The 12893-nt window shown below is 71.9% G+C and carries 4 protein-coding genes; all 4 read right to left on the bottom strand.

All coding sequences use genetic code 11. The features are described from left to right. Positions 1-263: 263 nt before the first annotated feature. A complete protein-coding gene (locus ACFHW1_RS08140; RefSeq protein ID WP_416553186.1) occupies positions 264-1751 on the bottom strand; it encodes a condensation domain-containing protein in 1488 nt (495 codons plus the stop codon). Next, on the bottom strand, positions 1748-10903 hold the full coding sequence (locus ACFHW1_RS08135; RefSeq protein WP_416615177.1) for a MupA/Atu3671 family FMN-dependent luciferase-like monooxygenase: 9156 nt from the start codon (positions 10901-10903) through the stop codon (positions 1748-1750). The genes ACFHW1_RS08140 and ACFHW1_RS08135 overlap by 4 nt, the downstream gene beginning before the upstream one ends. Further along, the gene (locus ACFHW1_RS08130) at positions 10900-12177 is read right to left on the bottom strand and encodes an MFS transporter (protein ID WP_416615175.1); all 1278 of its coding nucleotides are present in this window, start codon (positions 12175-12177) and stop codon (positions 10900-10902) included. Before ACFHW1_RS08130 ends, ACFHW1_RS08135 begins: the two co-directional genes overlap by 4 nt. A 201-nt stretch (positions 12178-12378) precedes the next feature. After that, on the bottom strand, positions 12379-12846 hold the full coding sequence (locus ACFHW1_RS08125; protein WP_416615174.1) for an endonuclease/exonuclease/phosphatase family protein: 468 nt from the start codon (positions 12844-12846) through the stop codon (positions 12379-12381). Positions 12847-12893: the final 47 nt, after the last annotated feature.

Here is a 12893-nt window from a genome sequence, read left to right as displayed (position 1 = left end):
GGTCGGACCAGACCGCTGTCCTATCGATACAGCTGGCGATGTTCGCGCTAACATGATTGGTGGTGCGCGCGGTCAAGGCCCCGCGCGGAGTACGTGCCGCGCGGGCGGAGAAGGCACGTCAGAGCAGTCGATGAAGCGTGTGTTCGGTGCGTTACGTTCTTGTTGCGGCCAAGTGTTAGCGACCGCATCTAGGGTGTCAAGGAATCGAACACGATCGTTCAAGCTGGGATCGTCGTCGCGTCCCAGACGGACGACTCCGGCGGTCAGAGGTCGGCTAGCGGACGGTTCGCACCGGCACACGCCGCGGCGAGCAGTTCCACGTACCCCGTCATCCAGCGGCGGGCGGTGTCGTCGGCGAGTCGGTCCACCGGATACTCCAGAAAGCCGTCGATCCCGTCCGGGCCGGGTACCAGGACGATCAGCAGCGCCGCCCGTGCGGCACCGGTCGGCACCTCGTGCACCCGAACAGCCAACTCCGGCAGGTCGATCCGGGTGTCGAAGGTACTCTGAAAGGCGAAGCTCACCGTCATCCCGGACGGCGCTGCGCCCTCGCCCGGCGGGGGCAGCTGCTGGTAGATCCATGCCGTGGGCAGCAGATTGTCGATGCCGGCGAACAGGCCGCCGGCGGTCTGGCCGACCAGTTCCGCGAACGTCGCTGCGGCGGCGGTACGGATCCGTACCGGCAACGCCGTCGACAGTACGGTAACGGTGTCCTCGTACGCCCGGGGTGACCGGTTGGCATACGGCATCGACAGGGTCACGTCGGGCTGTCCGCTGAGCCGGGCGAGCAGCAGCGCCAACGCCGCAGCGGCGACTGCGGTCACCGTGGCACCCAGCTCCCGGGTGAGCTCCTCGACGGCGAGCCGAACCTGTCCCGGGATCTCGAACCGGCAGGTGGCGGCCCGCCCACTCGGCTGCTGCGGTGCGGGGCGGCCGAACGGCAGATCCAGCGCCAGTGGCCCATCGCCAAGATTTTCCGCCCAGTAGGCCAGCCGTCGGCGGCGGGTCGGCTCGTCCCACTGGCCCTGCTGCCAGCGTGCGTAGTCGGTGCACTGGGCGGTGGGCGGGCCGAAGCCCGGCGCACCTGAATCGCGGGCGGTGCGGTACCCGTCCGCCAGCTCGCGCAGCAGCACGGTGACCGCCCGGCCGTCGCAGGCGACGTGATGCAGGACCAGGACAAGCCAGGACTCGCCGGGCGACAGCCGGATCAGCGTGAACCGCACCGGTGCCTCGTCCGCCAGCGCGAACACCGGCGACACCACCTCCCGGCAGAGGGTCTCGGCTCGCCGCCGCGCCGCGTCCGGCGCCAGCGCGGCCAGCTCGACGACGGGCAGCGGGACCGGTCGGTGGGCGAGGATCCGTTGGGTCCAGGTGCCACCGTCGCGGATCAGCCGGGTGCGCAGCGCATGGTGCCGGGCGACGAGGCCGTCGACGGCGGCGTCGAGCGCGGCGACGTCGAGGTCGCCGACCAGTTCCAGCCGCAGCCCGACGTTCCAGCTGGCGGGGTGCGTGCTGCGGCCGGCTATCTCCATCACCCGTTCCTGCTGGGCCGACAGCGGCGCCCGGGTGATCTCGCGCTCGTCCGCCGGCGCGGCCAGCCACCGCAACAGCTCATCCTTGTGCGACCGCAGCGCCGTGACCAGCTGCGGACCCATCGCGGCGGCTGGGGCGTCGTAGTACAGGGTGCCGCCGGCGCCGGTGAGCCGCACGTCGTGGACGGCGACGTACTCCAGCAACTCGTCGAAGGTCACAGCGTGCCCCGCACCCGGCGGGCAGACCCGTCGACGGCGGGCGTGGCGTGCCCGCGCAGCCGGCCGACCATCGCCACGATGGTCGGCGCGCGGAAGAACTCCAACGCCGGATAGTCCGCTCCGGTGGCCTCGCGTACCCGGTTGAGCAGGCGCATCGCGTTGATCGAATGCCCGCCGAGGGCGAAGAACGACGCGTCGTGGTCGATGCGTTCCGGATCCTGGTCGAGTTCGGCGGCCCACAACGCCCGCACCGTCTCGGTCAGCACGTCACCGGTCCCACCGTCGTGTGGGGCCGCTGCCTGCGGTGCCGGCGGCTGAGTCACCGGCTGCGGTGCCGGTGGCTGAGCCGGTGGCGGGGCCACCGGCTGGGCCACCGGCGGCGCGGGCATGCCGGTACGGATGGTCGGCTCCGGCAGCCCGGCGTGGTCGATCTTGTCGTTGCCGGTCTGCGGCAGCGCGGGTAGCACCGCCCACACCCGGGGGACCAGCACGTCGGGCAGTTCGCGGGCCATCGCGGCGACGAGCCGGTCGGCCAGCCCGTCGGGTGCCACGCCCGGCGCGGGCACGGCGTACCCGGCGAGGTACGGCTCGTCGCGGCGGTCCCGACGGGCCACCACGACGCCGTCGGCGACCAGATCCAGCCCGCGCAGGACGGCCGATGCTTCGCCTGGTTCGACCCGGTTCCCCCGGATCTTGACCTGGTCGTCGGTACGGCCGAGGAACACCAGCACCCCGTCGGCGGTCCACCGCACCAGGTCCCCGGTGCGGTAGCGGCGGGAACCGGGGCCGCCGGCCGGGTCGTCGACGAACCGTTGCGCGGTCAGCTCGGGCCGGTTCAGGTAGCCACGACCCACCCCGGCACCGCCGATGAACAGCTCCCCGACGGCCCCGACCGGTGCCAAGTTGCCCCACTCGTCGCGGATCTCGACGCGGACGTTGTCCAGCGGCCGGCCGATCGGAATCAGGCCGTCGGACTCGGCGGACGCCTCCGCCACCACCTGGGACGTGGCGACGACCGTCGTCTCGGTCGGTCCGTACACGTTGCGCACCACGTAGGGCACCTCGGGCTGCGGGCGTACGCGCAGTTGCTGGCCACCGACGGTGAGATGGCGCAGCCGGGGCTGGGCCGCCACGGGCAGCGAGAGCAACCCTTCCCCGATGGGCGTGGGTAGCATCGCGACGCTCACCCCGGCGGTACGCATCCAGCGCGCCAGCGCCATCGAGTCCATCCGTACGGCGTCGTCCGCGATCGTCAGGCTCGCACCGACCTGCAGCGGCGGCCAGATCTCCAGCACGGAGGCGTCGAAGCTCTGCCCACACACCACGGAGCTCCGGTCGTCGGCGGTCAGCTCCAGCTGGTCGCGGTACCACTGACACAGGTTCAGTACGCTGCGGTGGCTGATGGCCACGCCCTTCGGCCTGCCGGTCGAGCCGGAGGTGTACATGACGTAGCACGGAGCCTCCGGATCGGGGTCGCCGTACCCGACGGAACCGCCGTGGTACCCGCTCGGATCGCTCTCAGACCCGTCGACGTGCAGCAGCCGTACCCCGTCGGGCAGATCCGGTGCGGCGTCACCTCCGGTAGCCAGCACCACCCGGGCGGCGCTGTCCGAGACCATGAAACGCACCTGCCGGTCGTCGAGGAGCGGATCCAGCGGCAGGTAGGCGGCACCGGTGCGCAGTACCGCCAGCGCGGCGACGACGAACTCTGGTGACCGGGGCAGCCACAACGCCACGATGTCGCCTGCGGTGACCCCGTTGCCGGTCAGCCGGTGCGCCAGCGCGGTGGCCCGTTCGTCGAGCTGCCGGTAGGTCAGCACCGTGCCGCCGCCTATCACCGCGACCGCCTGCGGTGTGCGTGCCGCCCACTGCCGCACGGCGCCGTGCGCACCTGCCTGCGGCAGGTCGCGCTGCCGCCCGACGCCCCAGCGGACCAGTGCGTCCCGGTCGGCGTCGAGGACACCGACCAGCGCGGAGAGCGGTGTATCGGGCTGACCGACGGCGGCGGCAAGGGTCGCGACCAGGTACGACAACAGCCGCTCGGCGCTGTCCGCCACGAACAGGTCGGTGCTGTACTCCAAACGGCAGTCGATCCCGTCGGCGTGGTTGGTCACGTATAGAGCCAGGTCGGTCACCGCCCGTTCGATCCGGTGCGCCAGGGCCCGGGAACGCACCCGGGGAAGGTCGAGCGGGATCGGGCCGCCGTTGTCGAATTCCACGATGGTCTGGAAGACCGGGGTCCGGCTGAGGTCGCGGTCCGGGCTCACCGCGCCGACGACGGCGTCGAACGGTACGTGAGCGTGGTCGTACGCGTCCAGGGCGGTGTCGCGGACCTGCTTGAGCAGGTTGGCGAAGGTCGGGTCGCCGGACAGGTCCAGCCGCAGGGCCACCGTGTTGAGGAAGAACCCGACCACCTCCTCAGCGCCGGAGGGCCGGATCGACACCGGGGTCCCGACGACCAGCTGGTCACTGCGGGTGAACCGGCGCAGCGCGGCCGCGTACCCGGCGAGCACGGTCATGAACAGCGTGCTCCGGTGCGCCCCGCTGAGCCGGCTCAGCAGCGCGGACAGCTCCGGGTCGAGCCTGCGCCGCACCGACGCGCCGGTGCCGCTGCGTACCTTCGGGCGTGGTCGGTCGGTCGGCAGGTCCAGCACCGGCAGGTCCCCGGCCAGCCGCTCCCGCCAGTAGCCCAGACCGGTCGGCTCGCCGTGCGAGCCGCTGCTGGCATCCGCCTGCCGACCGGCCAGGTCCAGGCAGTCCACGGACAGCTCCGGCAGATCGGCGGGCTGGCCGTCGAGGGCGGCCCGGTACAACGCGGACAGGTCACCGGCCAGCACCCGCACCGACGCCGCGTCGATCACGATGTGGTGCAACGACAACACGAGCACATGCCGCTCGGGCGACCAGCGCAGCAGCCGGGTCACCAGCAGTGGACCACGGGCGAGGTCGAACACCCGGCGGCCTTCGTCGGCCAGCACCTGCCGGACGGCGTCGTCCTCGTCGCGGCCGGTGTGCTCCTCGACGGCGAGGTCCACCGCGCCCCGGCCGAGTACGACCTGGACCGGCTCGCCGTCACGTTCCGGGAACACGGTACGCAGCGCCGCGTGGTGGGCCACCAGCTGGTTCAGCGCGGCGCGCAGCGCCGGCACGTCCAGCGGCCCGTCGAGTCGTACGGTGACCGCCTCGTTGTAGGTGCCCCGGCCCGGATGTAGCCGTTCGAGGAACCACATCCGCGCCTGTCCCCGAGACACCGGTCCGGTTCGGTCCGGGTGCAGATCGCGGGCCGCCACTACGGCACCGGCCGCCACCACGGCACCGGCCGCCGGCTGTCCGGCCGCCGCTTGGTATCTGGCCCGTAGCCGGTCCAGCTGTGGCAGTCCGGCCTGCACCTGGTCGGGGGACGCGCCGAAGTCGACCAGCGCGGCCACCTCGTCGACGCCGGCGGCGGTGAGTGCGTCGATCAGCCGCGCACCATCGTCCGGCGATCCGATCAGCGCCCGTGCCTTGCAGTACCGGTCGTAGGCGCGCCGGAACACATAGTCCAGATCGTCGGCGTCGGCGGTGTCGAGGTCCACCTGGAATCCGAGACTCTTGGTCGTCTGCCCGAACAGTGACAGCGAGGAGTGCAGGTACGCCTTCAGCGGCGCGAACGCCTCGGCCCGGGCCTGGGCCGAGTCCGCACCGAGGTAGGTGTGCACGAGCACGACCACCCGGCCGCCGTCCGGGTCGAGCCCGTGTGCGGCGCGGGTCCGCCGGTAGCGCCGGACGTTGTCGGCCAGCTGCTCCACCGACTGGCTCATCAGGTTGGTGACGACGCCGAGGTCGTGTTCGGCGGCCCGTTGGTACGACTCCGGGTTGCCCACCACGGCGACGAACATCGGCGGCATCGGCTGCACCGGGCGGGGCAGGGTGCGGATCCCGACCGGTTCTCCGGTGCCGCTGCGGCGCTCGACGGACTCACCGCGCCACAGTCGGCGCACTTCGTCGAGGTGGTGGAACATCACGTCGCGGTGTGCGCCGAAGTGTTCCGGGGCGAGAACGAAGTCGCCCGCGTGCCAGCCGGGCGCGCAGCCGATGCCGACCCGGCCCCCGGACAGCCGGTCGACCATGGACCATTCCTCGGCGACCCGGATCGGATCGTGCAGCGGCAGGACCACCGACCCGGCGTGCAGCCGGATCCGGCTCGTCTCGCGGGCCAGCGCGGCGGCCAGCACCACCGGGTTGGGGAACACCCCGCCGAAGGAATGGAAGTGGCGCTCGGGAATCCACAGCGCGTGGAAGCCGTGCCGGTCGGCGAAGCGGGCCGTGTCGACGATCAGCTCGTACGGGTCGGCGGCCCCCGAGCCGGGCGGATAGTCCCCGAAGAAGTACACGCTGAAGTCCGGTGCCGGTCGCCCCGGTCCGCCCGGAGGTTCGAGGCTGCCTGCTGCTGCGGCACCCGCTGCCGGCTCGGTGCGCACCGCCGGTCCGGTTCCTACCGCTGGTCCGGTCCGGGCGGTGTGTTTCGGTTTCACCACGGGTACGGTGGGACCGGCCGGGCGGGGGAGCAGCCCGCCGGCGCGCATCTCGCGTAGCGAGGCGCGCACCGCGTCAATCACCATGTCGACGTCGTCGTCGGTGTGCGCCGTGGAGAGGAAGAAGTTGCGCCATTCCCAGACGTACATTCCCTTGAGTAGCAGATGGTGATAAAGAAGCTCGAGGTCGGCGTGGTGCTCGAAGCGGAACTGCGAGCCGACGTGGCCGAGCCGGACCGGGTACTCCTCCTCGGTGAAGAAGTCGTTCAGCGTGCCGACGAGCCGGTCGGTCCGGGCGTTGAGTTCCTGCTGCAGCCGTGGGCTCTGCTCGGTCAACCGGGTCAGCACCGCGCGTGCGGCGGCCATGGAGACCGGATGCTGGATGTAGGTGCCGCCAAAGAAGGTCGTCTCCCGCTGCGGGTGACTGTCGTCGCCGTAGCGCCAGAAACCGCCGTCGACGCCGTCCATGATGTCGGCGCGTCCGGCGATCGCCCCGATCGGGAAACCGCCGCCGAGCAGCTTGCCGTACGTGGCGAGGTCCGGCGACACGCCGAACAGTCCCTGGGCGCCGCGCGGATGGGGCCGGAACCCGGTCAGCATCTCGTCGAACATCAGCACGATGCCGTACCGCCGGGTGATGTCACGGAGCCGGCGTAGGAACTCACCCGGCTGCAGGGACGGGTGGCGGCTCTGCACCGGCTCGACGACGACGGCGGCCAGTTGCTCACCGAACTCCTCGATCGCCTGCAGACTCTCCGGTACGCCGTAGTCGAGGACGACCAGGTCCGCGACGGCGCTGGTCGGGATGCCGGTGCTGACCGGGACGGTGGTCCGGTCCGCTGCGGTCCCGATCGAGCGGCCGAGCACGTTGTCGGCATGTCCGTGGTACGACCCGTGGAACATGACTATCTTGTCGCGTCCGGTGGCGGCCCGGGCGAGCCGGATCGCGGCCGAGTTCGCCTCGGTGCCCGAGTTCGCGAACGCCACGCGCGGCATCCCGGTCAGCTCGCTCAACAGGCACGCGGCCTCACCCGTGTCGACGCTGCGCGGCCCGAGCTGGACCCCCCGGGACAGATGCTCCCGGACCGCCTCGGCGACGAAGTCCGGCTCATGGCCGAACAGCAGCACTCCGAAGCCCATGGTGATGTCCAGGTACCGGTTGCCGTCCACATCCTCCAGCCATGCGCCCTTCGCACGCCGACCGGCGATCGGGTAGAGCATCTCCTTGGTTGCGCTGCGGAAGCCGACCACCGCCCGGCTGTCGGCCAGCACGCCGCGGTAGCGCTGGGCTATCTCCTTCGACCGCCGGGTCTTCACCACGAACCGTCGCCGCAGGTCGTCCAGATGGGCCTGGACGTTGTCGGTGGCGACCGCACCGACCTGACCGGCGTCGTCCGTCACGACCACCCTGGGCCCGTGCACGTCGATGCCCGGTGCTGTCGGCGTCGCGGCCGGTCCGGCCGGTGGCGTCGCGACCGGAGCCGCAGCCGGGACGGGCGGGGCCGCAGCAGGTGCGGGCGGGGCCAGACGGGACAGGATCAGACGGGACAGCTTTCCCGGGGTGTCCGCCTCCTCGAACAGCTCGCGCATGGCGAGCCGGACACCGAACTCACCTTCGAACTCCCGCAGCGCGTTGATCATGGCGAGCGAGTCGGCACCCATCTCGACGAACGGGCGGTCGACGGCGATGTCGCCCGGTGTGCAACCGAGATGCCGCGCGCTGATCTCGCGTACCCGCTCGACCACCGGCGCGAGATCCGGCGCGGCCGGTCCGGCGGCGACGGTGGCACCGCCGTCGCGGACGCTGTCGACGTCGACCATGAGCCCTCCAGGTTCGGTTCGTGTCAGCGGCGGTCCGGTCCAGTGGATTCGTCGCTGGAACGGATACGCGGGCAGCGGCACCCGGTGCGCGTGCGCGTGCGCAGCGTCGAGCAGGGCGTTCCAGTCCAGATCGACTCCGTGGACGTGCAGCCGGGCGCAGGCCTCGAGGTGCTGGTCGAGTTCCGCGCCCCGGCGCTGAACGGGAAGGGCCGGCGACCCGGGCAGTGCCGCGCGCAGCAACGCGACCAGACTCGGATGCGGACCGAGCTCCAGCACCGGCGCACCGGTCGCGTCGGCGGCGGTCGACGTTTCCGCTGTCGTGACGGCGATCGCGGTTGTGACCAGGTCGAACCGGACCGGCATCCGGGTCTGCCGCACCAGGTACGCCGGGTCCGGTCGGTGTCCCACTGGCAGCACGGTGCCGTCCACGCTGCTGACCAGCGGTGTGTCCAAAGGCGTCCATGGGACCGAGTCGAACGCCTCGACCAGCCGGGGGAGGATCGGGTCGAGCAGCGCCGAGTGGAAGGCACGGTCGACGGCGAGCCGGTGCCAGCGCATCCCGAGGCGGTCGAGCACCCCGCAGGCGGCGTCGAGCGCCTCGACCGGCCCGGCGACGACATGTTGCTCGGCCGCGTTGGTCGCGGCGAGGTCGAGCCGTCGGTCGGTGGCGAGCAACTCGTCGACCGCGGACCGGGTGGCGAAGACGGCCACCATGCCGCCGGGCGCGGTGTGCTCCCGCATCAGCCGCCCGCGTAGCCCGGTCAGCCGCAGGCCGTCCTCGATCGACAGCGCGCCGGCCGCGGCCAGGGCCGCGTACTCGCCGATGCTGTGACCGGCGACGAGTCGCGGCGCCACCCCGAGCGAGCGCCACAGCCGGGTCAGCGCGGCCTGGAACGCGAACAGCGCCGGCTGCGCCACGTCGGCCGGCCAGATCCGGTCGTCACCGGGGGCGGCGGCGAGCAGCGGCGTCAGCACCGACGGCCCGCCGCAGCGGCGCTGGTACGCCTCGCAGGCGTCGAGCACCGCCCGCACCTGCGGGTACCGCCGGTACAGCGGACCGGCCATACCCGCGTACGAGGAGCCCTGCCCGCCGTACACCACCACCGGCGTCACCCCGCTGAGTACGGCGGCGGCGACGCCGGCACCCGGGACCGATCCGGTGGCCACCCGCCCCGGGCGTTGCCGCCCCGGCGCGGCGAGGTAGTCGTCCAGGGCGTCCGCGAGCGCCGTCGTCGTCGCGCCGGTCACGACGAGTCGGTGCGGCAGGTGCGGCCGGCCGAGCGCGGCGGTGGTGGCCAGATCGGCCGGGTCGAGCCCGGGGTCGGCCCGCAGCTGGTCGCGCATCCGGTGGGCGAGCGTACGCAGACTCTCCGGGTGGTGCGCCGACAGTGGAACCGGCACCGGGCCGGCCGTCGCTGGCTGTCCCCTCACAGGCTGAGCCGGGCCGGGATGTGCCCTCGCCGGCGGCGCCGGTCGCGCTGGTGGTGGTGCCTGCAGGATCAGGTGGGCGTTGGTGCCGCCGACCGCGAGCGCGGTCACTGCCGCCCGGCGGGGCCCGGGCAGGTCGGGCCAGGCGCGCACCTCGGTGGGGATGACGAACGGGCTGGCCGCCAAATCCAACGCCGGGTTGGGGCGTTCGAACCCGACCAGCGGCGGGATCGTCGCGTGCCGCAGCACCAGCACCGTCTTGATCAGGCTGGCCAGGCCGGCGCAGGCGTCCATGTGCCCGATGGCCGGTTTGGCCGAGCCGATCGCGCAGTAACCGATCCGGTCGGTGCGCTGGCGGTACGCGGCGGTCATGGCCTCGAACTCGATCGGGTCGCCCTTGTAGGTGCCGGTGCCATGGGTCTCCAGGTAGCCGATCGTCTCGGGGGAGACCCCGGCCACGTCGAGCGCCCGCAGGATGGCGTCCCGCTGCCCGGCGGCGCTGGGCGCGGCGTAGCTGGTCTTCGTGGCACCGTCGTTGTTGACTCCGCTGCCCAGGATCACCGCGTGGATGGTGTCCCCGTCGGCGACCGCGCGGTCGTACCGCTTGAGCAGCACGGCCGCGACCCCGTTGCCACCGACGGTGCCGTCGGAGGACGCGTCGAACGCGCGGCACCGGCCGGACCGGGACAGGATCGTGCCTTTGACGTGGCGGTAGCCCAGGATCTGCGGGGTGTGCACCGCCGCCGCGCCGGCCAGGGCCAGGTCGGCGTCGCCGGCGAGTAACGCCTGTCCGGCCAGATGCACCGCCACCAGAGCGGTCGAGCAGCCACTCTGCACGGTGACCGCCGGACCGGTCAGTCCGAGCCGGTACGCGACCCGGGTGGCGGCGAAGTCGTTGTAGTTTCCCACGGCCACCTGGAACGCCGGGGCGAAGTCACCGTCCCAGCGGGCGGTGGCCAGGTTGTTGCGCAGGTAGGTGTTGAGTGGATAGAGGTGGTATCCGACACCGGCGAAGACGCCCACCCTGGTATCGGGTCGCGTGGCCGCGTATCCGCCGTTCTCCAGCGCGTGGTAGCAGGTCTGCAGGATCAGCCGGTGCTGCGGGTCGACGGTGCGTGCCTCCTGCGCGCTCATGCCGAAGAACTCGGCGTCGAACGAGTCGATGTCGTCGAGCACTCCGCTGACAGCGACGAAGTCCGGTGACTCGCGCAGTTGCTCGGGCACCCCGGCGCGGGCCAGCTCGGTGGGGCTGAACCTGCGTACGCTGGTCACGCCGTCGCGGATGTTGTGCCAGTACGTCTGCGGGGTGTCCGCACCGGGCAGCCGCAACGCCATGCCGATGATGGCGATCCGCCGGTCGTCGGCGCCACCGCGCGTCGGGGCGCTCATGCCGTCGCCTGCCGGCGGGCCCACAGCGCGGCCAGCATCGCCAGCGCCAGCAGCACCGCCAGTCCGTGGAACAAGGTGACCACGGTCAACGGACTGAACCCTTCCAGCAGGAATGAGCAGGCCACCATGCCGACGCCGAAGCCAAGGTTCTCCGCGGTGGCCGAGAACCCGAAGACGTACCCGCGTTGATCGTCGGGGGTGGCCTGCAGCCGGGTGGTGTAGGCGATCTCGGTGAAGCCGTCGGCGACACCGGCGACCGTGGCGACCAGGATGGCCAGCGGTAACGGCGGCGCGGTGAAGGTGAGGATGAACGCCACCGACATGAGCGCCGCGCCGGCGGCGAACGCCCGCTCGTTGATGGTCCGGCCGGTACGCCTGGCCCAGCGGGCGACGAAGCGCTGCGCGATGATGTTGCCGATCGCCCAGGTGGCCCAGAACTGGGACATGAACGCGGCCGGATGCTGCGGGTCCAGCATGGTGGACAGCACCGGCAGGCCGACGTTGTGCGAGGCCGAGCCGAACGCGTCGGCGGCACGCAGGCTGATCAGCGCGAGCAGGACCGGGGTGAGCCTCAGGTAACGCAGCGCCGTCAGCTGCGCGGCGAGCAGCCCGTCCCGCCGCCGCGCCTCGCCCGGCCCGGAGCCCGGCCCGGAGCCCGCCGCGGCTGCCGGCTGCCGGCTGCGGGTGGTGATCGGCAGCCGGGCCAGGACCGCGGCCGAGAAGAGGAACGCCCCGGCGTCGATGAGGAACGCACCCGTGTAGCCGACCGTGGAGATGAGCACTCCGGCCGAGGCGAACCCGGCGACCATCGCCAGCGACCGACCGGTGGCGAGCAGTGCGTTGGCCCGGACCCGCTGGTCCTGCCCGACGATCTCGGGAATGCTGCTGCGCAGCGCGACGCTGGTGAGGGTGGCACCGGCGCCGGTGACGACCGCGACGGCGTACAACAGGCCGGCCTGGGCCGCGGTCGGCGCGAGGACCAGCACGACCAGGGCGAACGCCTGGCTGACGTCGGACGTCACCATGATCCGCTTGCGGTCGAACCGGGACACCAGGCTGCCGGCACCGAATCCGGTGAGGACACTGGTGGCCAGCCGTAGCGCCATGAACAGGCCGGTGTGCGTGGCGCTGCCGGTCAGCGAGTACGCGAACAGGCTCAACGCGATCATGTCCAGATAGGTGCCGTACGCCGAGACCGCGTTGCCGACCACCAGGAACCGGAAGTGCCGCATCCCGCTGCCGGTACGGCCGGGGTCCTGATCCGTGACGGTCACGAGCGGCCGGCGGGTACGTCAGGTGCCGTCGACGGCGGGCGTGGGGGGTACCCGGCAGGGCAGGATGGGTGCGGCAAGCTGTGCCCCCAAGGACGGTGGTCGCCATTGGCTCGCGGTCACTTGATGACTACCGCCCGTCAGAGTATGGGACGCCATCGATCTGATCAACATCTACTTTCCCTAGAGAGCCGGCACGAGGCGTCAGCCCATCGAGAACCACAGATGCTGCGGCCGATGGTCGGACAGGTACTCCGCAGACGCCAGTTCGTACCGGTGCACCCTGACCGGACCTGCGGTGAACGTCCAGTCGATCCGCCAGAACGGCAGCGGCCGGCCGGCGAGGGGGTTGTCCCACTGGAAGGTCATCGGGGCGTTGCACCGCCAGCTCATCGGCAGCAGGTGACGGCTCGCCGTGGTCGCGTCCTCGGCCACCGCCCGCAACGGGTCGAGTGTCCCCATGGACGAGGTGGCGTTGAAGTCGCCGGAGATGATCGACGGGTTCGGGTTGGCCTGCAGATCGTCGACGAGACCCTGCACCTCGGCCTGCCGCCAGTCGAACTTGCGACGGAAGTACGCGTCCGGGTCGACCTGGGGCCGCAGGACGCTCAAATCGATGGCGGTGGGCACGGTGACGTGGACGTTGTAGACCGAGACAGTGCTGTCCCCCACGAGCAGGTCGGTGCGCAGCTGAGGTGCCCCGAGGATTCCGGACAGGG

The sequence above is a fragment of the Micromonospora sp. LOL_014 genome, assembly GCF_048060245.1.
Classification (GTDB): domain Bacteria; phylum Actinomycetota; class Actinomycetes; order Mycobacteriales; family Micromonosporaceae; genus Micromonospora_E.
Note: the sequence above shows the minus strand (reverse complement) of the source record. Positions and strands in the feature narration are given on the sequence as shown.